This window comes from Bacillus sp. FSL L8-0167 (genome assembly GCF_038630295.1).
GTDB classification, from domain to species: domain Bacteria; phylum Bacillota; class Bacilli; order Bacillales; family Bacillaceae; genus Bacillus; species Bacillus safensis.
This window is the reverse complement of sequence record NZ_CP152027.1, coordinates 3,466,954-3,492,240: the sequence shown is the minus strand read 5'-3', so window position 1 is coordinate 3,492,240 and position 25,287 is coordinate 3,466,954. Positions and strand designations below refer to the sequence as shown.

General features: G+C 44.1%; 23 protein-coding genes. 22 read left to right on the top strand and 1 reads right to left on the bottom strand.

Features of this window, described 5'->3' with window-relative positions:
• Positions 1 to 19 precede the first annotated feature (19 nt).
• The 12 genes from MHB66_RS18055 (at position 20) to cydC (ending at position 14,639) form a co-directional block, all read left to right on the top strand.
• Positions 20 to 1,831, top strand: coding sequence for an NEAT domain-containing protein (locus tag MHB66_RS18055; protein WP_046312774.1), 1,812 nt, complete (start codon positions 20 to 22; stop codon positions 1,829 to 1,831).
• 75 nt (positions 1,832 to 1,906) lie between these two features.
• Positions 1,907 to 2,794 (top strand): heme ABC transporter substrate-binding protein IsdE, encoded by an 888-nt coding sequence (isdE, locus tag MHB66_RS18050; RefSeq protein WP_046312776.1) that lies wholly within the window; start codon positions 1,907 to 1,909, stop codon positions 2,792 to 2,794.
• Positions 2,795 to 2,827: 33 nt separating this feature from the next.
• Positions 2,828 to 3,814, top strand: coding sequence for an iron ABC transporter permease (locus MHB66_RS18045; RefSeq protein WP_046312779.1), 987 nt, complete (start codon positions 2,828 to 2,830; stop codon positions 3,812 to 3,814).
• The gene (locus MHB66_RS18040; RefSeq protein WP_046312781.1) at positions 3,801 to 4,571 is read left to right on the top strand and encodes an ABC transporter ATP-binding protein; all 771 of its coding nucleotides are present in this window, start codon (positions 3,801 to 3,803) and stop codon (positions 4,569 to 4,571) included. The genes MHB66_RS18045 and MHB66_RS18040 overlap by 14 nt, the downstream gene beginning before the upstream one ends.
• A gap of 26 nt (positions 4,572 to 4,597) precedes the next feature.
• Positions 4,598 to 5,350 carry a class B sortase gene (srtB, locus tag MHB66_RS18035; protein ID WP_046312784.1) on the top strand — a complete coding sequence of 251 codons (753 nt, stop codon included), beginning with the start codon at positions 4,598 to 4,600 and terminating at the stop codon, positions 5,348 to 5,350.
• Between the two features lie 18 nt (positions 5,351 to 5,368).
• On the top strand, positions 5,369 to 6,307 hold the full coding sequence (locus tag MHB66_RS18030; RefSeq protein ID WP_046312786.1) for an ABC transporter substrate-binding protein: 939 nt from the start codon (positions 5,369 to 5,371) through the stop codon (positions 6,305 to 6,307).
• On the top strand, positions 6,304 to 7,317 hold the full coding sequence (locus tag MHB66_RS18025; RefSeq protein ID WP_046312788.1) for an iron ABC transporter permease: 1,014 nt from the start codon (positions 6,304 to 6,306) through the stop codon (positions 7,315 to 7,317). Before MHB66_RS18030 ends, MHB66_RS18025 begins: the two co-directional genes overlap by 4 nt.
• Position 7,318: 1 nt before the next feature.
• Entirely contained in the window at positions 7,319 to 8,440 is a 1,122-nt protein-coding gene (gene isdG / locus MHB66_RS18020; protein ID WP_046312790.1) for a heme oxygenase, read from the top strand.
• A 321-nt stretch (positions 8,441 to 8,761) separates the two neighbouring features.
• On the top strand, positions 8,762 to 10,177 hold the full coding sequence (locus MHB66_RS18015; protein ID WP_034281341.1) for a cytochrome ubiquinol oxidase subunit I: 1,416 nt from the start codon (positions 8,762 to 8,764) through the stop codon (positions 10,175 to 10,177).
• On the top strand, positions 10,164 to 11,180 hold the full coding sequence (gene cydB / locus MHB66_RS18010; RefSeq protein WP_041108365.1) for a cytochrome d ubiquinol oxidase subunit II: 1,017 nt from the start codon (positions 10,164 to 10,166) through the stop codon (positions 11,178 to 11,180). Before MHB66_RS18015 ends, cydB begins: the two co-directional genes overlap by 14 nt.
• The gene (gene cydD / locus MHB66_RS18005) at positions 11,180 to 12,916 is read left to right on the top strand and encodes a thiol reductant ABC exporter subunit CydD (RefSeq protein ID WP_046312793.1); all 1,737 of its coding nucleotides are present in this window, start codon (positions 11,180 to 11,182) and stop codon (positions 12,914 to 12,916) included. The genes cydB and cydD overlap by 1 nt, the downstream gene beginning before the upstream one ends.
• Complete coding sequence (gene cydC / locus MHB66_RS18000) at positions 12,906 to 14,639, top strand: thiol reductant ABC exporter subunit CydC (RefSeq protein WP_046312795.1); 1,734 nt, start codon at positions 12,906 to 12,908, stop codon at positions 14,637 to 14,639. Before cydD ends, cydC begins: the two co-directional genes overlap by 11 nt.
• Before the next feature lie 57 nt (positions 14,640 to 14,696).
• Here the strand turns inward: cydC and MHB66_RS17995 are convergent, their stop codons facing one another.
• Positions 14,697 to 15,734: a pectate lyase gene (locus tag MHB66_RS17995; RefSeq protein WP_046313459.1), complete on the bottom strand. Its 1,038-nt coding sequence runs from the start codon at positions 15,732 to 15,734 to the stop codon at positions 14,697 to 14,699.
• A 461-nt stretch (positions 15,735 to 16,195) separates the two neighbouring features.
• Here MHB66_RS17995 and sigY point away from each other — a divergent pair, with 461 nt between their 5' ends.
• From sigY to celB, 10 genes are all read left to right on the top strand, one after another.
• The gene (sigY, locus tag MHB66_RS17990) at positions 16,196 to 16,729 is read left to right on the top strand and encodes an RNA polymerase sigma factor SigY (RefSeq protein ID WP_041118218.1); all 534 of its coding nucleotides are present in this window, start codon (positions 16,196 to 16,198) and stop codon (positions 16,727 to 16,729) included.
• Complete coding sequence (locus MHB66_RS17985) at positions 16,726 to 17,037, top strand: YxlC family protein (RefSeq protein WP_034281336.1); 312 nt, start codon at positions 16,726 to 16,728, stop codon at positions 17,035 to 17,037. The genes sigY and MHB66_RS17985 overlap by 4 nt, the downstream gene beginning before the upstream one ends.
• The gene (locus tag MHB66_RS17980; protein WP_046312798.1) at positions 17,034 to 17,249 is read left to right on the top strand and encodes a hypothetical protein; all 216 of its coding nucleotides are present in this window, start codon (positions 17,034 to 17,036) and stop codon (positions 17,247 to 17,249) included. The genes MHB66_RS17985 and MHB66_RS17980 overlap by 4 nt, the downstream gene beginning before the upstream one ends.
• Positions 17,250 to 17,560: 311 nt before the next feature.
• Positions 17,561 to 18,931 (top strand): NADP-specific glutamate dehydrogenase, encoded by a 1,371-nt coding sequence (gene gdhA, locus MHB66_RS17975; protein ID WP_046312800.1) that lies wholly within the window; start codon positions 17,561 to 17,563, stop codon positions 18,929 to 18,931.
• 82 nt (positions 18,932 to 19,013) lie between these two features.
• Positions 19,014 to 19,127, top strand: a complete 114-nt coding sequence (locus MHB66_RS17970; protein WP_223250414.1) for a hypothetical protein — start codon at positions 19,014 to 19,016, stop codon at positions 19,125 to 19,127.
• Positions 19,128 to 19,252: 125 nt separating this feature from the next.
• Complete coding sequence (locus tag MHB66_RS17965; protein ID WP_046312802.1) at positions 19,253 to 20,635, top strand: hypothetical protein; 1,383 nt, start codon at positions 19,253 to 19,255, stop codon at positions 20,633 to 20,635.
• Between the two features lie 59 nt (positions 20,636 to 20,694).
• Positions 20,695 to 21,309, top strand: coding sequence for a class F sortase (locus MHB66_RS17960; RefSeq protein WP_041118214.1), 615 nt, complete (start codon positions 20,695 to 20,697; stop codon positions 21,307 to 21,309).
• A gap of 237 nt (positions 21,310 to 21,546) precedes the next feature.
• Positions 21,547 to 23,490, top strand: coding sequence for a BglG family transcription antiterminator (locus MHB66_RS17955; protein WP_046312804.1), 1,944 nt, complete (start codon positions 21,547 to 21,549; stop codon positions 23,488 to 23,490).
• A gap of 122 nt (positions 23,491 to 23,612) precedes the next feature.
• Positions 23,613 to 23,918 (top strand): PTS sugar transporter subunit IIB, encoded by a 306-nt coding sequence (locus tag MHB66_RS17950; protein WP_024423869.1) that lies wholly within the window; start codon positions 23,613 to 23,615, stop codon positions 23,916 to 23,918.
• Positions 23,919 to 23,932: 14 nt separating this feature from the next.
• Positions 23,933 to 25,282 (top strand): PTS cellobiose transporter subunit IIC, encoded by a 1,350-nt coding sequence (gene celB, locus MHB66_RS17945; RefSeq protein ID WP_024423868.1) that lies wholly within the window; start codon positions 23,933 to 23,935, stop codon positions 25,280 to 25,282.
• The last annotated feature ends 5 nt before the right edge of the window (positions 25,283 to 25,287 follow it).

The following is a 25,287-nucleotide window of genomic DNA, read 5'->3' as shown; positions in this document are numbered from 1 at the left end:
CGGAAGGAAGTGTCACCATTTGAAACGTCTTTTTCATCTAAAGGCAGCCATTCTGCTCGTTTTATTCAGTTTGTTGACTGCGTTTCAGATTCCTCAAGGAACAGCTCAAGCGGCATCATTCGTTGATGGTGAATACACAGTTGGATTCACCGTTTTAAAAAATGGCAGCACAGAAGCGTCCATGATGGATACTTATACAGAAAAGCCAGCTAAGCTGATTGTGGAAAATGGCAAGAAAACAGCCTATGTCACACTGAAGCAAAGCAAAGAAATAACAGATTTCAAGGTCGAACAAAATGGTGCTCTCGTTACCACTGAAACGGTCAGTGAGGACGAAACAGCCAATACACGTGTGATCAAATTTAATGTCGACGACTTATCAGCGAAATTAAACGGCTGGGTGAAAATTTACTGGGATTTAGGCGGCTTTATTTATGACGAAGCATATGACGTACAGCTTGCATTCGATCAAAGCAGCCTCACACTCGTTACGCCTGCAAAACCAGATGATAACGAAACAAAACCAGATGACCAAAACGGTACAAAGCCAGACGATAACGAAACAAAACCGGATGACCAAAACGGTACAAAGCCAGACGATAACGAAACAAAACCGGATGATCAAAATGGTACAAAGCCAGACGATCAACCGACAAAACCAGGTAATAACAATGGCACAAAACCAGATGATTCCGCGCAAAATCAATTAAAAGATGGCGTATATCGTATTAATTACAGTGTACTAAAAGGGGATACGGATGAGTCATCTCGAATGAGTGATTACTTCTCACATCCTGCATCCTTAACTGTCAAAAATGGAAAGCAAACCATTTCCTTTACGGTGAAGGACCATAAGTCTGTCGCTTCTTTGAAAACAGAGAAAGACGGTTCTTATCAAGAAGCCAAAACAGTCAGCAAGGATGAAGCAAAGAACACAAGAGTGGTTTCATTTGATGTAGATGATTTGAAAAAAGCGGTAAAAGGAAAAGTACACATTGTAGTAGCAGCCGCTAACTATGACCAAACCTACGATATTCGTTTTCAATTTGATTCAAAGAGTATCGCTCCAGTGAAGGACGGGCAGGTGGTAGAGGAAGAAACACCAGCTGCACCAGAAACACCAAAACCAAACACACCAACAACAGAAACAAATAACGGCGAAGCAAATCAAGAGACGGCTCAGCTAAAAGATGGTGTATACAAGCTTCCTTTCTCAATGAAGAAAGCAGACAAGGATGAGCTTTCTCGTATGAACGATTACGTTGTGAGTCCTGCGACACTGGTTGTAAAAAATGGCCGCCATTTCGTTTCATATACAGTGAAGAACAGCTCAGCGATCACGTCATTCCAAGTAGGAACAGGCGGAAAGTTTGAGGAGACACTTGTCGCGAAGACAGATCAAAAAGCAGATACACGCGTCATTCAATATGAAGCAAAAAGTTTAAGTGGAGCTCAGGCTGCACGCGTAAAAATTGATATTCCAGCTGCGAACTACCATGAGCAGTACGATGTCAAACTCGTCTATGACACAAAAGGAATCGCTCTCGGTGAGGGAAGCGGAATTTCAACGGTCATTGGAGACGATGAGAGTATCGGCTTTATCAAAAATCCAAATGATCACGCTTCTCCAACGAATCAACTTGAGAATGCAGTACCTGAGGAAACGGGTGCGGAGCAGATGACATTTACGCCATCAGATGATCGAACCAAATCTGAGTCTGGACAGCTGAATCCGAAAACGGGAGATACCTCTCTTCTTTGGGTGTATATTCTTTTATTCGGCGGTTCGTTATTGGTACTCGTCAGAAAATATCAAACACGGACAAGATAGACTGTTTATTTTATGTGAGATGCGCCATTTATGCTGGCGCATCCACTCTCTTTTTTCGAAAGGAGGCTTCTATTTTTGAAGCATCGAATATTATGTACCTTGATCGCTGCCTTCAGTGTGTGCATGATCTTATCGGGCTGCTCACAGTCAGCTGAAAGCTCAGCAAAAGGCAAAAAAAGCGCTGAATCAAGTGAGCGCATTGTAGCAACGACTGTAGCTGCTGCGGAGATCATGGATGCTTTAGAGGTGGATCTTGTCGGGGTGCCAACAAGTCAAAAATCTTTGCCAGCTCGTTACAAAGGACTGCCGGAAGTCGGTAACCCAATGAGCCCGGACATGGAAATCATCCAATCACTTCAACCGACAGATGTCCTTTCTGTCACAACCCTTCAATATGATTTAGAGACACCCTTTCAGCAAGCAGGTGTCCCTGCCACATACCTAAATCTCGAGAGCATGGCTGACATGGAGAAGGCCATCACGAAGCTTGGAGATCAGTATGACAGAAAGAAGCAGGCTGAACGCATTGTGTCTGAGTTTGAGCAAAAAAAGAAAGACATTCAAGAGAGAACGAAAGGAAAACGCAAGCCGTCCGTTCTGATTTTGCTTGGTGTGCCAGGCAGTTATTTGGTGGCGACAGAGAATTCATATATTGGTGATCTTGTGCGTATCGCAGGAGGAAAGAATATTGTCAAAGGCGAGAAAATGGAGTATTTGGCATCCAATACGGAATATTTACAAAAAGCCAATCCAGATATCATTCTCCGTGCCGCACATGGGATGCCAGACGAAGTCGTCCAAATGTTTGATCAAGAATTCAAAACAAATGACATCTGGAAACATTTCAATGCGGTCAAACAAGACCGGGTGTATGACCTCGAAGAAAGCTTATTCGGGACAACAGGCAATTTAAAGGCAGCAGAAGCATTAGATGAATTGACTCGTATGTTGTATCCGTCATAAGCGGCGAATCTTAATGATAAAAGGACGTTCAAGATGAAAAAAACAGGGATTTTATTTCTGATAGTCAGTCTCTTACTGGTCTGCGTATTTATTTATTCAGCCATTACTGGGAGCATTCATGTCACCCCATTTGAATTATTAGAAGGGCTCATCACCGGTCAACATGCACAGGTAGAAATCATTAAAGATTTGAGAATTCCCCGCATGCTTATCGCGATGTTTACAGGGGCCGCCTTATCTGTCTCCGGTGTACTGCTGCAGTCGGTCATGAGGAATCCGTTAGCTGATGCCGGCGTCATTGGCATTTCATCAGGAGCCAGCTTCTTTTCATTAATGGCGATTACAGCGCTTCCTCAATTTTATTTCTACTCTCCTTTATTTTCGGTTTTAGGCGGGGCTATTGCGTGTTTCCTCGTGTACGTTCTGTCTTGGAAGGGTGGTTTAAGCCCGATCCGCATGATCTTGGTTGGGATCGCCATCAATGCCATGTTTACTGGGATGGCTGAAGCATTTGTGACCATTTGCAGCTATTTCAATATCACAATTAATCAGTCAGGGCAGTCGAATCTCACGATGAAAACGTGGGGAGATGTCCGTTTAATCGGTATCTATGGTGTCGCCGGCCTTGTCGTTGCACTCTTCTTCAGCAGATGGTGCAACCTCCTGGCTCTTCAGGACAAGACAGCGAAAAATTTAGGATTGCGTGTGACCAGAATGCGCCTTTTGATTTCCATCACAGCCGTTTTACTTGCGGCGGTGACAGCTGCAGTAGCGGGCGTGATAGCCTTTGTCGGCTTGCTCATTCCGCATATTTCAAGAAGACTCGTCGGCTCGGATCACCGGGTACTGATTCCATTTTCTGCGTTAAGCGGGGCTTTGCTTATTTTAACGGCTGATACGCTTGGCAGGACGCTTGTGGCGCCAAATGAAATTCCAGCTTCTACGATCATGGCCGTGATTGGCGGGCCGTTTCTGATCTTTTTATTAAGAAGGGGGGACCGTCTCCATGGACATTCGTGAGGTGTCATTCTCATATGATCAGCAGAAGGACATTGTTCAATCGGTCACAACACAGATTGAAAAGGGGAAAATCACAACCATTATCGGTCCAAATGGCTCGGGAAAATCCACACTGCTTTCCTTAATGGCGAATAATCATTGTCCAAATAAAGGGCAAATTCACTTAGACGGGCAAACGCTGAATACGTTCAAGCCAAAGGAGCTGGCAAAAAAGCTCGCTGTCGTCCATCAGCAAAATGAAGCGCCGCTTGATTTAACGATCGAACGGGTCGTGGCATTCGGCAGAACGCCGTACCAGACGATGCGCGGAGGAGACAAGGAAGAGGATGAGAGAGCCATAGAGTGGGCGCTGTCCAGTACAAAGCTAACGGAAAAACGAAAGGTGCCGCTCGCCTCACTGTCAGGTGGAGAGCGGCAGCGTGTATGGATTGCGATGGCGCTTGCGCAAAAAACACCAATCCTTTTCTTAGATGAACCGACAACTTATTTGGATATTTACTATCAATTTGACATTCTTGAGCTGATCCGTGAACTGAATGCCGTGCATGGATTAACGATTGTCATGGTGCTGCACGACATGAATCAGGCTGTCCGCTATAGCGATATCATCATAGCGATGAAGGATGGACAGGTTATCAGTGAAGGACAGCCAAACGATGTGTTAACAGAGGAAAACGTGCGTCACATTTATGATGTGTCCGTCACGATTAGACAGGATGCAGAAACAGGGATGTATATTGTGCCTGTTGGTATATAAGCTGTGCAAAAAGCAGGTGAGACAGTGTGAAACGAGGAAAACGGTTCTGGCAGCGGATGCTGACGATTGTTTGTTTAGGCGTGTTTATTTATAGCGGTACAGCCATCGGCTTCGAACTTTTCGGTTATTATCAAAATCGCCAGGTGCTTGCAAAGGCCCAAACGATGTATGGACATCAAGAAGAAATGACTGAAAAACGGGAGCCGGGAAAGATCCGTTCGTCATTTGATGAGCTGCGGAAGGTGAATGAGGACATTGTCGGCTGGATCAATATGAAGGACACGATGATTCAGTATCCGATCGTTCAATCTCGCGATAATGCGTTCTACTTAACTCGCAATTATTTAAAAAACGACACCCGGGCAGGCAGTATCTTTATGGATTATCGTAATGATGTCCTGCATGAAAGCCCAAATACAGTCGTGTACGGCCATCGGATGAGGGATGGATCCATGTTCGCTGGACTCACAAACTATCTAAAAAAAGATTTCTTCCAAGAGCACCGGACATTTCAGTACGATACGCTGTATCAAAGCTATGAAGCGGAGATTTTTGCTGTGTATGAAACGACGGTGGACTTCGACTATATTCAAACCGATTTTCAAGATCTTGGCGAATATGCGCACTACTTGCAAGCTGTGCGGAAGAAATCAATCTATCAAACGAAGACAGACGTGTCCACAGATGACCTCATCCTCACCTTATCGACCTGTGATCATGTGCTTGCACCTAAAAACGGGCGTCTCGTGGTACAGGCAAAGCTAAAGAAAGTTTACTAGAAAAGGAGAGACAGGCGGTTGAAATTTTCACATGTGATCTTGGCGGGACTCGTCTTGATGCTTCTCCTCGGCGGATGCAGTCAGGCAGCACCTGTAGAGAAAGAGAGCGGGCAAGGAGCACTGAAGATAAAGGATTTTACCGGAAGAACGCTGTCGTTTGATGAATCCCCTCAGCGTATCGTCGCTTTGTCGTCTGGGGACATGAGTATTGTGTATGCTTTAGGCGGTGAGGTGGTCGGCCGGCCAACTGCCGAGTTACCAGACAGCTTACAAAAGGCAAAGTCCGTACAAACGATTGGCACAACGCATCAATTTGATGTAGAGCTGATCACAAGCTTAAAGCCTGATGTTGTGCTTGGAAATGAACAGTTAAATAGCAAGGACATCTCTACAATAGAAGGAATTGGTTCACAGCTTCTTTTGACAAGCGCCAATTCAGTGAAGGACATCCAGCGTCAAATGACGTTATTTGGGGAGTTACTTGGGAAACAGCAACAGGCTAAAGCACTCAATGATCAAATTGATGAGCGAAAAAAGCAGGTCAAGCAGCCTGAGAAAAAAGTGAAAACACTCGTTGTGTACGGTGCACCCGGCACATATATGGCGGCGCTTCCTCAATCCTTAAGCGGAGATTTACTGCATATCGCAGGGGGTGCAAACATCGCTGAGAATGAACCGGCACTCGAAAAATTCCCTCAATACGCCCAAATCAATGCAGAAAAGGTGATCGAAGCCGATCCTGATCTCATTCTGCTCATGACACACAGCAATCCTGAAGATGTGAAAGCAGGTTTTATGAGTGAAATGAAACAGAATGCAGCATGGCACGATGTATCTGCTGTCAAGAATGGCCGCGTGGAGGTTCTGCCTAGTGATCTATTCGGGACGAATCCAGGCGCAGACGTCATAAAGGCGATTGATGAACTAGAGAAGAGATTGAAGCGATTGTCATCATGAAGATGAATGCAGAGTTAGATTTTCAAAAAAGACAGTCGAGACGAAGATGGTTGATACCGGGACTGCTTCTTTCGCTAGGTGTGGGCATTTGTTTAGGGCTTGCCTTAGGTTCTGTTCAATTATCGCTGCCAGATTTAATCGTTGCTTTGACGGGATCAGGCCAGCCAGTCCATGAAAAAATCGTCATGGATTTACGCCTGCCGCGCGTTCTCATAGGTTTCATCGTCGGGGCCTGTCTCGCAGCATCAGGAGCAATTTTACAAGGAGTCGTCCGAAATCCACTCGCTGACCCCGGCATCATCGGAGTGACCGCCGGCGGTGGGTTAGCTGCTGTACTCAGCATGATTGTGTTTCCGCAATTCACTTATCTGCTTCCAGCGGCTGCCTTCCTAGGGGCTTTATTAGCGGCACTTGTTGTGTATATGTTGTCGTTCGATCAAGGGGTTTCACCACTGAAATTGATTCTGGCGGGAGTGGCAGTTAATGCCCTGCTTGGTGCGGTCATGAATGGATTTATGGTGCTTTATAGTGAGCGTGTGCAGGCTGTTCTGCCTTTTTTATCAGGAGGATTAAATGGACGGAGCTGGCATCATCTGAGCTTTGTGTCACCTTATGCGATTGCTGGATTGTGTCTTTGTTTTTTTGCGATCAAGCCGGCAAATCTCCTTTTGCTAGGTGATGAGTCAGCGCAGCTGCTAGGACTTAGAGTCGAGCGAACCCGATTTTTCTTAATTGCACTGGCGGCGCTTTTGGCGGGTGCAGCTGTAAGCGTGAGCGGATTAATTGGATTTGTCGGTCTTGTCGTCCCTCATTTTATCCGCCTTTTAATTGGAGATGACTACCGGTACCTGCTGCCGATCTCAATGCTTGGCGGCGGCGTACTTGTGGTCTTTGCTGATACAGCAGCACGGGTATGGTTTACACCGGTTGAACTGCCTGTTGGTATCCTGCTTGCCTGTATCGGTGCACCTTTCTTCCTCTATTTATTAAAAAAGAAAGGGAGGGGTTAAGTTGGATGTGATTGCGATGGATGACGTGAGTCTCAGTCAAGGAGGCTTTCGGCTGTCTTCTATTTCAGCAGCTGTGCCTAAAGGAAGTGTAACAGGCATTATTGGACCAAATGGTTCAGGGAAGTCGACGTTTATTAAAGCAGCCGCACGTCTTACGTCGATTGAAAGCGGCATGATTTATATTCACGATATCCCGCAAAAAGAAATGACAGCACAGGAGATTGCACAGGAAATCGCCGTTCTGATGCAGACGAGAACGGCGATCCCATCGATGACAGTACGTGAGCTGGTCGCACTTGGACGCAGTCCGCATCGTTCGATCTGGAAAAAGAGCTCGAAGACAGATCAGGAAGCGGTAGAGTGGGCGCTTGATGTGACAAATAGCCGCGTGAATGAAAACAGGATGCTGCATACATTGTCAGGCGGAGAAAGGCAAAAGGCGTATATTGCAATGGCACTGGCTCAGAAGACAGAGACGATTATTCTGGATGAGCCTACCACTTACTTAGATATTGCGCACCAGCTTGATTTACTAGAGCTGCTCAAACAGCTGAATGAAACACATGGAATCACCATTTTAATGGTACTTCATGACCTGCAGCAGGCAGCAAAATATTGTGACCGCCTGATTGCGATGAAGCGTGGTCAGGTTTACCAAATAGGGACACCAAAGGATGTATTAACAGAAAACTTTTTCAAAGAGGTATTTGGGATTCAGGCAGAGGTTCACCTAGATGGAGAGCATCCGCTCATTATCCCAATCGCTTCGATCCAACAACAAAAGGGAGATGAACCAAACATGATCATTGTAAACAACCAGGTTAGAGTAGAAAAAGGCAGTGCAGACCACCTTGTTAAGCGTTTTAACAAGCAGGGACAAGTAGAATTCATGGAAGGATTTTTAGGCATGGAAGTCTGGGTCACGCAGCAGACAACTGATTACGATGAGGTGACCATTCATACCCGCTGGAATCGAAAAGAAGACTTTGTGAACTGGACAAAATCTCAGGCATTTGGAGATGCACACGCTCACGGAAAAGCGAAACCTGAAGGCCTATTAAAAAACAAAATTACGTACTATGAAGTCCAAGTGACAAGACCTGCTTTACAGAAAAAAGCCTAAAAAGAAACACAGCGCTGCGGCCCACATGCAGCGCTGTTTTTTTGCGATTTTTTATTTTCCGTCACATATTTTTGACAAAGTATTCAAACAACTGACACAATACCATCCAATTTTTAGGTAAAATTTACTTTATTTTTGAAGCGTATGGGTGTAAAGTACAGGTATAAATAACTAACCGAATGAAAATCAAGAGTAAAATTTCACCTAGCGAACCATTTCAAATGGACTTTTATTTGTGAAACATTGAACAAATGGTGAATATTTTGTGAAGTGGTGAGCATGAATCGTTCGGCATGTGAAAGTAAGGGAGGATGTAAGGCTGTGAGTGAGCTGTTTTTAGCAAGATTTCAATTTGCTTCAACGACATTATTTCATTTTATTTTTGTTCCTATGTCAATAGGTTTGGTGTTTATCGTCGCATTGATGCAGACCCTTTATGTCGTCAAGAAAAAAGACATCTATAAAAAGATGGCGAAGTTTTGGGGTCACCTGTTCTTACTTAACTTTGCAGTAGGTGTGGTAACAGGGATTCTGCAGGAATTCCAGTTTGGGATGAACTGGTCAGATTATTCAAGGTTTGTCGGTGATGTCTTTGGTGCACCGCTTGCCATTGAAGCACTTTTGGCCTTTTTCCTTGAATCTACATTTATTGGACTTTGGATATTCGGCTGGGATCGTCTGCCGAAGAAGATTCATTTATTGTGCATTTGGCTTGTTTCCCTTGGTACGATCTTTTCGGCATTTTGGATTTTACTCGCTAACTCATTTATGCAGGAGCCAGTTGGATTTGCCATTAAAAATGGCCGTGCAGAAATGAATGATTTTGGCGCTCTTGTGACGAACCCGCAGCTTTGGGTTGAGTTTCCGCACGTTCTATTTGGTGCACTGGCAACAGGAGCTTTCTTTATTGCAGGAGTTAGTGCCTATAAAATGATCAAAAAACAAGAAATCGCCTTTTTCAAAAAATCATTCCAGATTGCGATGGTCCTCGCTTTAATTTCTGGCTTAGGTGTAGCGTTCTCTGGACATGATCAAGCGAAGCACTTAATGAAATCACAGCCAATGAAGATGGCAGCAAGTGAAGCCCTTTGGAAGGATAGTGGAGATCCAGCAGCTTGGACACTATTTGCCAACATTGACACAGATAAAAAAGAAAACTCTGCGGAGATCAATATTCCGTTTGCTTTAAGTTATTTGGCGTATCAGAAGTTCAGTGGAGATGTTCCAGGCATGCTGACACTTCAAAAAGAATATGAAGCCAAGTTTGGTCCTGGAGACTACATTCCGCCAGTGAAAACAACATTCTGGAGCTTTAGAATCATGGTCGGTGCCGGAATGCTGATGATTTTTGCTAGTATGATTGGCTTATATTTGAGCTTTAGAAAGAAACTAGAAACGAACAAATGGTTTTTACGCTTCATGGTAGGGATGATCGCGTTCCCGTTTATTGCGAACTCAGCCGGCTGGATCATGACTGAAATTGGGCGTCAGCCGTGGACCGTCTTTGGTATGATGACGACAGCTCAATCGATTTCACCGAACGTATCGTATGGCATGCTGTTATTCTCAGTCATTAGCTTTACGGTGATGTATCTGATTCTTGCCATTTTGCTTGCCTACTTATTCATTCGAGAAATTAAAAAAGGTGCACATTCTGAAGAGGATACAGATCAAAAGGATGAAACGGACCTGTCTACAGATCCATTTGATGGAGGCGCATATCATGGCATATCTTAACGAGATTTGGTTTATTCTTGTCGCAGTATTGTTTGTTGGATTTTTCTTCTTAGAAGGATTTGATTTTGGTGTCGGGATGTCCATGCAGCTGCTTGGAAAGGACGCGCACGAGCGCCGCATTTTAATCAATACGATTGGTCCTTTCTGGGATGCGAATGAGGTCTGGCTGATTACAGCTGGCGGCGCTATTTTCGCTGCATTTCCTCACTGGTATGCCACGATGTTCAGCGGATACTATATTCCGTTTGCGGTTCTCCTCTTAGCGCTCATTGGGCGCGGAGTCGCCTTTGAATTCCGAGGGAAGGTTGAGAAAGCCTCTTGGATTAAGGCGTGGGACTGGGTGATCTTCTTTGGCAGTCTGCTTCCGCCGTTTTTGCTCGGTGTGTTATTCACGAGTATTTTACGAGGGATGCCAATTGATCAAGACATGAACATGTACGCTGGTTTTACGGACTTTGTGAATCTTTACTCAGTGATTGGCGGGTTAGCTGTGACGGTTCTTTGTCTGCTGCATGGCTTGATTTTCGTCACACTTCGTACAGAGGGTGACTTAAGAGACCGTGCAAGAAAACTAGGCCAGCGTGTCCTGCTCATTGCACTCCCTGTTCTTGTTATATTTGTCGGTGTGTCCATCATTGAAACAGATATTTATACTGTACGCCCGATCATCACCATTCCATTAACTGTGCTGATTGTGGTTTGTTATGTAGCTGCCCTTGTTTTGATGAGAAAAGAACGTGATGGCTGGACATTCTTATTCACAGGCGCAGGCATCATGGTGACGGTGTCTATGCTGTTTACTGCATTGTTCCCGCGCGTCATGATTAGTTCAATCAGTCATTCATTTGATCTCACAATTCAAAACGCTGCATCTGGATCTTATTCACTGACGGTCATGACGATTGTTGCTGTTTCTTTGCTGCCCTTTGTGCTTGGGTATCAAATTTGGAGCTATTACGTCTTCCGTAAACGTGTAAGCGGTAAGGAGCCAATGACCTACTAATGGATAAACGTTTGCTTCAATTAAAAGGAATGAGAGGGCTTCTTGCCCTCTTAGGTATTGTGTCACTCATCCAAGGAGCAAGTATTATTTTCCAAGCACAGTGGCTGGCACATGCTATTACAACGCTGTTTGACGGGAAAAGCCTCTCGCAGGCAACGCCTTATGTCATGCTGTTTCTTGCTGCCTTTGTTGTGCGGCACGGTCTCACCTTGATTCGGGAGAAGGTCATGTTTACCTACTCTTCCCGAATTGGAGCAGACGTCAGAAAGCAGCTGTTAGACCAACTCTTTCGATTAGGGCCTGCCTTCGCAAAGAAAAAAGGGACAGGAAAGCTTGTCACATTAGCAATGGAAGGAATTGCTCAATACCGTCAGTATTTACAGCTGTTTTTGCCGAAAATGGTGAACATGGCAGTGATTCCGGCGATGGTCCTTATCTATGTGTGGACATTAGATGAAACATCAGCCGTCATTTTAATTGTGACGCTGCCAATTTTAATTATTTTTATGATTTTGCTAGGCCTTGTTGCTCAGCGTAAAGCGGCCAAACAATGGAGATCGTATGAGAAATTATCCAATCATTTTACTGACTCTCTCCGGGGCCTTGAGACGCTTCGTTACTTAGGTATCAGCAAAAAACACTCCCGTCATATTGCGGAGGTGTCAAAGCGATATCGAAAAGCGACCATGAGTACACTGAAGGTCGCCTTTCTGTCATCGTTTGCCCTCGATTTCTTTTCCATGCTATCAATTGCAGCCGTCGCTGTTTTTCTTGGCTTACGTTTAATTGAAGGAGAGCTTCTGTTATTGCCGGCTTTGACGGCGCTTATGCTGGCGCCGGAGTATTTTCTGCCGGTACGTGAAGTGGGAAATGATTATCATGCGACGTTAAATGGAAAAGAAGCGAATGAAGCCATGCAGGTCATTCTAGAAGAAAAAGGCTTCCGCGCCCAGGAGACACAATCTGTGCAGCTGAATAAGTGGGATGAACAATCCGTGCTCACCCTGCAGGATGTTTGTGTTCAGCATGATGAACATGCCCCTTATTCCATTCAGGATGTGGATCTCACTGTCAAAGGGAAGAAAAAAATCGGCATCATTGGTGCCAGTGGTTCAGGGAAATCGACACTAACCGATGTCCTCGGCGGTTTTGTTGAGCCGTCTTCGGGTCAAATCACGCTAAACGGCCAGCCGCTTGGTCATTTACAGATGAACGAATGGCAAAAGGAAGTTGTCTATATGCCGCAGCACCCCTATTTATTTCACATGACATTAAGAGAAAACATTCGTTTTTATGAACCAAATGCAACAGAGGAAGAAGTGGAAAGAGCGGTGCATGAAGCTGGCTTATCTCAGCTGGTTACGCAGCTGCCAAACGGATTGGACGAAGTCATTGGAGAACAGGGAAGAGAGCTAAGCGGAGGACAGGCGCAAAGAATTGCGCTTGCTCGAACTGTTCTGGGCCAGCGGTCCATTATGCTGTTAGATGAACCAACGGCGCATCTCGATATTGAAACAGAGTATGAACTGAAGAAAACAATGCTTCCACTGTTTGAACATAAACTTGTGTTCTTAGCGACACACAGACTCCATTGGATGCCGGACATGGATGAAATCATTGTCATGGATCAAGGAACCGTCGCAGAAATGGGGACACATGAATCATTAATGCAAAGAAAAGGCGTGTATTATCAATTGGTACAGGAGCAAATGGGGGCGGTCACACATGGTCAGTAAAGGCTGGTTTATACCTTATATCAAGGAGAATCAAAAGCTGTTTGCCTTGGTTTTATTTTTAGGAGCCATTGCGGTATTCTCTGCTTCTATGCTGATGTACACGTCGGGATTTCTCATTTCAAAGGCTGCGACAAGACCTGAGAATATACTCATGGTCTACGTCCCAATTGTGGCTGTACGTACCTTTGGTATTTCGCGCTCTGCTGCCCGCTACGCAGAAAGGCTGGCAAGCCATCAGCTCATTTTGACAATGATTGAAAAAATGCGTGTACGCCTCTATGACATGGCTGAACGAAGTGCCAAACAGACTAAGCTTGGGACAGGTGAAATGCTTGGTCTCTTGTCAGATGATGTGGAGAGATTGCAGGATGCCTATTTAAAAACCATCTTTCCATCCATCGGTGCACTGCTTTTATATGCCGCATCCATTGGAGCACTTGGCCTTTTCTCATGGCCTTTTGCTGGACTGATGCTGCTTTATATGGCACTTCTCGTATTCGTTTTCCCATACGTCACAGTGCTTGTGAACCGGGCAAGACAAATTCAAATGAAAAAAGGCAGAAATGAACTGTACAGCCATTTAACAGATGCAGTCATGGGCGTTAGTGACTGGCTGTTCAGCGGCAGGCAGAAAGATTTTGTGGATGGATATGAACAAAAAGAAGCGCAGCTGTTAGCGCTTGAAGCAGCGAAACACCGATTTATCCGCGTGCGTCAATTTTTGGCACAGCTCTTGATTGGAGGGGCTGTCGTGCTTGTTGTGTATTGGAGCGGCTCGGTCGTTCAGTCAGGATCCATGTCACACACACTGATTGCAGCCTTTGTACTTGTGCTGTTTCCATTAACAGAAGCCTTTCTTCCGCTGTCAGATGCGGCAGGTGATATTCCCGTCTATCAGCATGCTGTCAGCAGATTACATCATTATGAAAAGCAGTCATATGAAGGAGAAGCTGAGAGCAAGGCAGTGGATCAATCAGCCCTTTCTCACGATGAAGCTGTCTGTTTTGATCAAGTGTCCTTTCGGTATGACACGCATCAATATGTCCTTCAAGACCTGTCCTTTTCTCTGAAGCAAGGGGAATCACTCGCGCTTTTAGGAAAAAGCGGTGCAGGAAAATCGACCATTTTGAAATTGTTAGAAGGGGCAGTTGTTCCAAATCAAGGGACTGTCAGCATTCAAGGAAAACCGGTTCAAAGCATTCAAGAGAAGGTGTCTGCCTATGTATCTGTGCTGAATCAACAGCCATATTTATTCGATACGTCTGTTTTAAACAATATTCGTTTAGGATCTCCAGAGGCAACAGAAGAGCAGGTAAAAGAAGCAGCTAAACAAGTGCAGCTGCATGATGACATCGAGTCTTTGCCAGAAGGTTATCACACAGGTGTTCAGGAGACAGGGGTTCGATTTTCAGGTGGAGAAAGACAGCGTATGGCGTTAGCTCGAATTTTGCTTCAGGACACGCCGGTTGTTGTATTAGATGAACCCACCGTCGGGCTTGATCCACGGACAGAGCGTGAATTGCTTGAAACCATCTTCCGTGTGTTAAAAGGGAAAACAGTTATTTGGATCACCCATCATCTGACTGGCTGTGAGGCGTGTGACCGCATCATGTTTATTGAAGACGGACGCATTGAGATGCAGGGTCAGCATCAGGAGTTACTAAAAGAAAACAAGCGTTATCAAAAGCTGTATGAAATGGATCGCCCGTTTTCTACAATATAAATGGATGAAATGACAAAAACGTTCGGACAGGAAATCTCTGCCCGAACGTTTTGTGGTTTAAGGGTTTACTTTACCAACACCTGCATTTGATATCACTTCTGATTTCACATTGTTCACGTTAAGCAAAGAGTAGTTATAAGGAGGGTTATACGTACCTGTTGAAGACGTTGGCAGACTGCCTGTGCTGTTAATATACGAGTTGTTGATGACATGCCATGTACCAACTTGACGGCTGTCCCAGCTTCCAATGGCATTTGTGGTGTTTTCAAATACGTTGTGTTCAATTCTCATTTTCGCGCCCATACGTGAGTTAATCGCTGTTGTGAGGATGTTTTTATAATAGTTGTTATAGACATGTCCTTCCCCGAAGCGCATAGACGGTACACGAGAGTTTAGGTTTTCAAAGCGGTTGTTGTGGAACGTAATTTTTCGATTGTAGTTATCGTTATCGGAGCTGCCCATGAGCATTGTTTTCCAGCTGTCATGTACATAGTTCCACGAGAAGGTAATGTAGTCAGAGTCATTTTTTACATCAAATAAACCATCGTAATCATCCTTCCCGGAATTCAATGTGTTGTACAATTCATTATGATCGACCCATATGTTTTTAGAACCGCCTTCGATCCCGATGGCATCCTTGTCACCGATTTTGCTGTGGTGGATTTTCAAGTTGCGGATGATGATGTTATTGGCACGCCATACTTTAATGCCAATTCCATTCAATTCGCCGTTCGCCCCTTTACCGACGATCGAGACATTATTTGTATCTTTCACATCGATTTTATTGGCTGATGTATTAGAAGGGGTAATGGTCCCGTCTACAACAATTTTTAATTTTTCGTTTGTTCCTTTATTTTTGAGGGCAGCCAATAGTTCATTTCCAGTTTTGACTGTGACGGTTTTACCGCCTTCACCGCCTGTTGTGCCGCCATTTAATGTGGAGAAGCCTTGTTGATTAAAGTTGGCCATAATAGAAGGGCTTTCTGGATATTTGGCTGCTGCCTTTGCCTCCCCGTTTGGTGCAAATAATGAAGTGACGAGACCAACAGCTAATACACCGGCTAACATTGGAATTTTTCTTTTCAAACTCAACATCTCCATTCTATTTTATTTTAATGAAAACGTTTCCAAAATAAGCTGTGATTCAACCACTCCTCCTTCCTTCACAAGCATCGCTTCTTTCGGAATGTAGGATGAGCATAGCATGCGAAAAGGTATCATCGGCTAAGGATAGGCGCAGCGTATTCCATGATTTTCTGGGAAGCTAAGCCAATGATTATTTCATTTTCATCTTCATGAGATAAGGACCATTGTCGATAGGTATGAGGATGACATCTTGATTATGGAGAGGAGGCTCTCCGTTTGGTAGAAAATCAAGATGATTATAAACGCATCATTTTGTTAGAGAAGAAGGAATGCCATAATCATTACATAAGAAAAAATTGGATATAAAACGAGAATCATAGAAGGAATGCTAAAAAATAAGGTCTAATTTAAACGATATTGTCATCCGTGTCGTCTTATGAGTAAGAGAAGAAAAGGAAGGAGGGGCGTGCTTGGAGCAGACAGAAGAGACATTATTGATTCAGCGGGCAAAACAGGGAGATGATGCCGCGTTTACAGCCCTTTATCGGCATCATTATTCATTTCTTTACCGATATATGTTGAAGCTGACCCTTCAACAAGAGCTGGCAGAGGAAATCATGCAAGAAACGATGCTGAAAGCGTATATGAAACTTTCTTCATTTAGAGGAGATGCCTTATTTTCAACCTGGCTTATTTCGATTGCATCTAGGCAATTTTTAGATCACCAGAAGAAAAGAAAACGTGAACAAATGAGAGAAGGAAAAGCAAATCAGGAAGCCATACGCCGCTTTAAATGGGACGTTCAGCAAAAGGGGAACACATGGCATGACATGTGGGATGCTTTAAATGAATTAAAGGCTGAGGAGAGAGCACCGATTATTCTGCACTATTATTATGGATTTACCTACCCAGAAATGGCTTCAATGCTTGGAATGAGAGAAGGCACTGTGAAATCGAGGGTTCATCATGGATTAAAGAAAATTCGAAAGGAGTGGGATTTATGAAGGAAGATCGTTTGACCGAACGTTTAAAAGAAGAGCTGCAGCAGCTAGACGAACAAATTGAAGTGGAAAAGCCAAGTGAGCAGGCTGTCATGATGATGCTGAAACAGGCGAAGGAAAAAGAGAAAAGGCGTTTTAAACAAGAAGTGCTGGCATACGTTTTGATCAGTTTGACCATTCTAGCACTCTTTGCAGCTGCCATTACCCATTTGCCTATCATCTTCATTCTTCTCCAAATAGTGAGCGTCCCCATCTGCTTTGTTGTTGGCTACAAGGAATATCAACATATCAAAGGAGGGTCTTCCGTATGAGTCAGTCGGAAATGATCATCTTATTGTGCGTCTTGCCGTTATTGTTTGCACAGGGCTTTCTTTTATTTATAGATGCAAAGAAAAGAGGGCGTTACAAGTGGTTTTGGGGCATTGTCGGTCTCATTAACTTTCCATCGTCTTCTATTTTATATTGGCTTTGTGTCGTGTTACCTGATCGAAAAAGAGGCGGGAAGCCGCCCCGAAAAGATTGAGTGCATCCGATCAAACTTTTGACCCTTTTTTCAATGGAAAACCAGCTAGAAATTCATCATGATTCATGTATTTGTCAAAGAAAACGGGACGAGAAATATCCGCTCGTTCGTTTCTAGCACATTAGTCATTCCTTGAGCGCTTATTTTAAAAAACAATCGCTGCGGCTGCTTGATCTATCTCAATTCGGCATCATTTTCATCTGTTATCAATATTGATCAGATTTTACAATTGGTGTTAAATTAATCTCAATATGCGTTAGAAAATCTAACAATTAAATGTGTGGAGATATCTACAAGGAGGCAGATGCGACATGTTGACCTTAGATCGAGCAGCACAAACAGCACAAAGCTACATCCACCGTGTGTTAGAAGAGGTGGAAAAACGAAATCCCGGCGAGGAGGAGTTCCAGCAAGCCGTAAAAGAAATTTTGGAATCACTCGTCCCAGTTTTTGCGAAGCATCCAGAGTATGAAAAACAAGGCATTTTAGAACGGCTCATTGAGCCTGAGCGGCTTGTGGTATTTCGAGTGCCATGGGTAGACGATAAGGGCAAAGTACAAGTCAATCGAGGGTTTAGGGTTCAATTCAATAGTGCCATCGGTCCTTATAAAGGAGGCATTCGTTTCCATCCAACCGTCAATGCAAGCATTATCAAGTTTTTAGGGTTTGAACAAATCTTTAAAAACGCACTGACTGGTATGCCGATTGGCGGAGGGAAAGGCGGATCGGATTTTGATCCTAAAGGGAAGTCTGATGGAGAAATCATGCGTTTCGTTCAAAGCTTTATGAGTGAACTCGGCCGATATATTGGACCTGATCAAGATGTGCCAGCAGGTGATATTGGTGTAGGAGCACGCGAAATTGGCTATATGTTCGGACAGTACAAGAAAATGCGCGGTGCTTATGAAGCGGGTGTACTCACGGGGAAAAGCCCTGGATTCGGAGGCAGCTTAGCGAGAAAAGAGGCGACAGGCTACGGACTGGTGTACTTCATGGAGGAAATGCTGAAAGCACATGGGCTCCAATTTGAAGGACGTTCTGTTGTTGTGTCGGGCTCAGGAAATGTGTCTATCTATGCAATGGAAAAGGTAATCGAATTAGGCGGTAAGGTTGTGGCTTGCAGTGATTCAAGCGGAGCGATTTATGATCCTCAAGGGATTTCACTTGAGACGATCAAACAGCTCAAGGAAGTCGAGAATCAGCGGATTGGGGCATACATAGACATTCATCCGCATGCTGAATTAATTGAAGATTGCGAACAAATTTGGTCCGTTCCTTGTGATATTGCGCTGCCGTGTGCAACACAAAATGAAATATCAGAGGCGCATGCACAGCAGCTTGTGGCAAATGGTGTCATCGCTGTAGGAGAAGGAGCCAATATGCCATCCACTCTTAAGGCGGTCAAAGTATTTGAAGAGAATCGTATTTTGTTTGCGCCGGCAAAAGCGGCGAATGCTGGCGGTGTAGGTGTATCAGCATTGGAAATGGCACAAAACAGTGCAAGAATATCTTGGACATTTGAAGAAGTAGATGCTCAGCTGAAACAAATGATGCAGTCTATTTATCGTCAGTGTACAGAGACAGCAGACGAATATGGACACTCAGGAAACATCATGGTTGGAGCAAATATTGCAGGATTTCGTAAGGTGGCAGATGCCATGATCGCACAAGGCGTGATTTAACTCCTGCTCTCCCGCACCTGTTTATTTCATGACAAGATGGGGAATCGTCCTTTAAGAATGACAATAAGGAGGCGCGGGAGAAATGAAAAAATGGCTGAAACAAATTGTCAAATGGGCACCTGTGATTTATCCAGTGGTGAGAAAAATATATAAAGAGCGAAAAGCATCTAAACGTCGTAACGTATCAGCCGGATAATCCGGCTTTTTTTTATGCAAACATACAGAGCCTGTGTTGTAAGAAAAAAATAATAGAATCGAATGATCTATTTTCTCCCTCTCTCCGTTAAGTACATAACAAACGGAAAGAGGAGGAAATAAAAGATGAACATGAAGAAAGCAATGTTAACCATTCCACTGAGCGCAGCGTTATTATTCCCAGCGGCTCATATCGCAAGTGCACACGAAGGACATATGCATGGGGAGGCGAAGAAGACGTCTTCGTCACAAGAGGTGTCAAATAAAGCCACAGATCTTCGAGCAGCACTAGATCAGCTGTTTTCAGAGCATGCCTATTTAGCAGTGATCACAATGCAAAAAGGAATTGACGGCAGTAAAGACTTCGATCAAGCAGCGGCGGCTTTAAATGACAACACGAATGACTTAACAGATGCAATTGCCTCTGTATATGGAAAAAAAGTAGGCAAACAATTCAAGGACATTTGGTCAAGTCATATCGGCTACTTTGTTGACTATGTACAAGCCACAGCGAAAAAAGATAATGCAGGTAAAAAGAAAGCGATGAAGCAGCTTGATCAATATCGAATGAAACAAGCCGATATGCTCGATCAAGCAACAGACGGCAGACTGAAAGCAAGTGAGCTTGAAGAAGGCTTGAAGATGCATGTGAATGAACTGCTTAAAGCGTTTGACAGCTATACTGAAAAGGATTTTGATACGACCTATGAAACGGTTAGAAAATCCATTCATCATATGTTTGAGGTAGGAAAAGGCGTGTCATGGGCCATCACAGATCAATTTCCTGGGAAATTTGATCAAAAGTCAGTGGATACACCAGCAGCGGATCTTCGTGAAGATTTAAACTACTTGTTCTCAGAGCATTTGGCACTCGCGGTAGTTGCCATGCAAAAAGGAAATGATGGCAGTAAGGACTTTAAGCAGGCAGCAGCGGCTTTAAATGAAAACACAAATGATTTATCTGCTGCGATTGCATCTGTTTATGGTAAGGATGCAGGCAAACAATTCAAAGACATTTGGTCAAGCCATATCGGCTATTTAGTTGATTATGTCAAAGCGGATGCATCAGGGAATCAACAAGCAAAAGAAAAGGCTGTCAAAGATTTAGATGCGTATCGAATGAAGCAAGCGAAATTCCTAGATCAAGCGACAGATGGACGTTTAAAGGCAGCTGATTTAGAGGCTGGTTTGAAAACACATATTGATGAGCTGATCAAAACATATACGTCTTACCATAATGGCGAATATGATCAGCTTTATCCGACAGTGAGAGAGGCTTATGGTCATATGTTCATGGTTGGTCAGGATGTCGCAGCAGCGATTGTTGATCAGCATCCTGAGCTGTTCAAATCCAATATGCCTAATGAAATGCCGAAAACAGGTATGGGAGGCACAGCCGGTCCTTTAGGCATGTCCTATGAAGCATTTGCGGGTATGATCGCAAGTTTAATTCTAGCAGGCAGTGCATTTTTCCTCATTCGCCGTAAGGCATCAAATTCTAACTCATAAAGACAGATGGGAACGTGCACAATCGTGCCGTTCCTTTCTTCAAAAGGAGGCCGGCTTAGATGAAGAATTGGCTGCTCAGTATTCTTTCGCTTCTCATCATCACAGGCTGTTCATCACCGTCAAAGGATGATTCGTCATCCTCAAAAAACATATCTGCTTCTAAGGAAATGACTACACATCAAGCTGAGAAACAGAACCACTCACACGATACATTAAAAGACGAGCCGTCTGGCATTGTACCAGCTGAAATCGCCATTCCCGCTATTGATGTCAAAGCAAAAGTGGAGAAAACATCTTTATCAAATGATGGCAGTATGGGTGTTCCTCAGGATACAGACAACACCGCTTGGTTTGAAGATGGTCCAAAGCCGGGAGATAAAGGAAATGCCGTCATGAATGGCCATGTAGATAATAAATGGGGGCCATCGGTTTTTTATCGATTAAAGGAGCTAAAAAAGGGAGACAAGGTGGTCGTCACGTCCTCATCAGGAAAAAAGCGAAGCTTTGAAGTCATAAAAGTAAGAAGCTATCCGCGTGAAGAGAAGCCCAATGCGTTTTTTGGATACGCCTTTACACGGAATCTCAATTTAATCACTTGTACAGGGACCTTTGATCATGCAGCAGGTACGCATGAAAAAAGATTGGTTGTCTTTACCGAGCTGATCTCTTCATAAAGAAGGCGGATACACGAAGGTGTACGCCTTTTTTTCGTGGTTTTCGCAAGTATCTTTCAAAAAGATTCATAGGACATTAGATATGGTTAGTTGTATAAATAGGGGCATTTGTCATATAAATGAGTTGGCAATTTTTATTTCTTTTCAGTAGAATATGAGTAATGAAGAGAACTGCAAGCGGATACAACCTGTCCAGACAAGGCAGATTCTCCACCCCTACATAAGGAGGCCGATCTGATGCTGAGTAAAAGACTGGCGCACATCTTAAGTCAGCTCATGGCAGCTGAGACCCCGCTCACCAGCGCTGCACTTTCTGCCAGTTTACAAGTGACAAGCCGCACCATTCGTACAGACATAAAGGAACTGAACGACCGCCTTGCCCCTTACCTAGCGGCTGTAACAGCTGTTAGAGGAGCTGGTTATGAGCTGCTGATCAACGATGAGAATGCCTTTCGCCGTTTTATGAAGGAGGAGGTCGAGCAGGAAGAGCCGCTTGCTGTGCTGCCAGAGGAGCGTGTTCGGTTTATTTTAAAAAGGCTTCTTTTGGCAGAATCCTATGTGAAGCTGGAGGATTTACAGGAGCAGCTGTTTATTAGTAAATCAACGATGAGCAACGATGTGAAATCGGTCAAACGTAAGCTGGAGCCCTTTGATCTGAAGCTGGAAGCGAAGCCTAGCAAAGGCTGCCGAATCAAGGGATCAGAGATGAAAATCCGTTATTGTATGTCAGAATATTTATTCAATGAACGTCGTTCTTATCAAACGATGCTGAACACAGCTGTTACTATTTTGCCAAAGCATGAACTCGAATTGATTCAGAAAACAATGATCAATTATATCAATGAGGAAGGTATGAATCTATCAGACATTTGCATGAATAATTTAATCGTTCATGTTGCCATTGCCTGCAAACGAATTAGACACGGAAACTATGTATCTGTTCTTCCAGAGGAAATCAGCGAAATTCCGCGGGCAAAGGAATATAAGGTCGCTAAAAAAATGGTGGAGCGTCTTGAAGGGCTGCTGGATGTCTCATTTCCACAAGAGGAAATTGTCTATATCACCATTCATTTGCTAGGAACAGCCAAAATGGTACAGTCCTTTTCCTCGAACGGTCAAAAACAAATTGTAGATGATGAAACGAGCCGGCTTGTACAGCTCATGCTGAAGGCCATTGATCAAAAACTGCAGCTTGATTTAGCCGGTGATACGGAACTAATGATTGGACTCAGTCTGCACTTAAAGCCTGCCATCAACCGATGTAAATATGGAATGAACTTAAGAAATCCGATGCTTGATGAAATAAAAGCGGGGTATCCCCTTGCTTTTGAAGCGGGGATTATCGCCAGCAGGGTCCTTGAAGAAGAGGAAGGGCTGAGTATTCATGAGAACGAAATCGGATATATGGCGCTTCACTTTGGTGCGGCTTTAGAGCGGAGGAAAATGGAGATCCCGCCGAAGCGGTGTCTTATTGTCTGTGCGTCTGGTGCAGGGAGTGCAAGGCTGCTGCAGGATCGTTTGCGGTCACAATTTGGGTCAAAGCTGACCATTTTAGGAACAGCAGAGCTATATTCGCTGCCGCATGTCTCTTTGCATGCTCTGGATTTGATTATTACAACGATCCCAATTCATATGGATTTACCGGTTCCAGTCATTCAAGTGAACACCATATTGGGAGGCAGTGATTTTTTAAAAATTGAAGAAGCTCTGACGAGTGAAACAAGGGTGACATTGGCCTCTCAATATATGAAAAAGGAATTGGTTTTTACAAAACGAGCTTTTCACACAAAGGAAGAGGTCATCACCTTTTTAACGCAAAAAGTCATCGATTTGGGCTTAGCGCCAGCTGAACTCACACCATCTGTCATGGAAAGAGAAGAGGCTGCTCCAACCTCTTTCGGACATTATACAGCGATTCCGCACCCGATGACGCCGCTGACAGATGAGACGTTTTGGGCGATATGTACATTAGAAAAACCAATCATTTGGGGAGAGAAAAAGGTTCAATTTGTCTGCCTGCTTTGTGTCGAAAAAGAGAATGCCAAAGATTTAAAAGGCATGTACCGCCTGCTGGGAGAGCTTGTGCATAATGTGAAATTCATTCAGCATCTGATCGCCTGTGATACATTTGAAGACATGCTTGATATCATGTATAAAAAGGTTCCTTCGTACAAGAACTAACTGTGTGATATTAACTTTTTCCGCTTCCTAAGGGAAAAAGTATGGGTGTTTATGAAAGCGGTTTCATAATATGATGAAAGTGTAAAGAATAGCTTCACACTTTGAAAAGGGGGCGTTTACACATGAACATCTTATTGGTTTGCGCAGCAGGTATGTCCACAAGCTTACTTGTCACAAAAATGGAGAAAAGCGCACAAGAACAAGGAAAAGAATATCGTATTTGGGCAGTATCAGGAGATTCTGCGAAAAATCATATTGATCAAGCCGATGTGCTTTTATTAGGACCTCAGGTTCGATATTTATTACCACAAATGAAAAAGCTCGGAGAAGAAAAAGGAATCCCAGTAGACGTGATTAATACTGTGCATTATGGCGTTTGTAATGGCGCTGAGGTTTTAAAATCTGCTGAACAGTTAGTGAACGGATAAAGGGGGCGGAGGGGATGAATGGATTCAACCGATTTCTAGAAGAGAAGGTCATGCCGTTTGCAGGGAAGATTGCCGCTCAAAGACATTTACAAGCATTGCGTGACGGAATTGTTTTAACGATGCCTCTCATTATTGTCGGTTCACTGTTTCTCATTTTAGCCAACCTTCCGATTCCAGGATACAGCGATTTTATGGCAAGTATCTTCGGAGCAGAATGGGCCACGAAACTATCCTATCCTGTTAATGCAACCTTTGACATTATGGCACTTGTTGCGACCTTCGGGATTGCTTACAGGCTTGCTGAAAAGTATGCCGTTGATGCGCTATCATCTGGTGCGATCGCTGTTGCGGCTTTCCTTTTGGCTACACCATATCAAGTACCTTTCACACCTGAAGGCTCAACAGAAGCTATCCTAGTAGGCGGGGGAATTCCTGTCACACTGATGGGCAGTAAAGGTTTATTCGTTGCCATGATTATTGCCATGCTTTCAACCGAAATTTACCGCTTCATTGTACAGCGGAACATTGTTATCAAAATGCCTGATGGTGTACCGCCAGCAGTCAGTAAATCGTTTATTGCACTTATTCCAGGTTTTGTGGTCATCACCCTGATCTGGGTCGCTAGACTTGTGATTGAGATGACACCTTTTGAGAGTATTCATAATATCATCACGGTCTTAATTGGCACACCGCTATCGATTCTTGGTGGCAGCTTAGGCGGCAGTATCGTTGCGATGGGTGTGCAAATGCTCCTCTGGGCATGTGGTATTCACGGAGCAACCATTGTCGGCGGCGTCATGGGGCCAATTTGGCTCGGTGCAATGGATGAGAACCGTCTTGCATTCCAAGCAGGAGAAGTACTGCCGAATATTTTCACAGCGCAGTTCTTTGAAATCTTCATCAACGTCGGCGGAAGCGGAGCAACGCTTGCTTTGGTGCTGACCATGATCTTACGTGCCAGAAGTAAACAAATGAAACAGCTTGGCCGCCTTGCCATTGGGCCAGCCATCTTTAACATCAACGAACCAATCATTTTTGGAATGCCGATTGTCATGAACCCAATGCTCCTCATTCCGTTTATCCTTACGCCAATCATGATGATCATCACCACATATATCGGAATGAGTACAGGGCTTGTGGCAAAACCAGCCGGGATTGCTGTCCCATGGACCATGCCGCCAATCATTTCAGGCTATCTCGCCACGGGAGGCAAAATCTCTGGTGCTGTCATGCAGCTGATTAACCTTGCGCTGTCATTTGCTCTATACTACCCATTCTTTAGAATGTGGGATAAGCAGAAATTGAAAGAAGAAAGTGAGCTAGAAACAAAAGCATCAACTGATGAAAATGTCGTCAGCATGTAATAGAG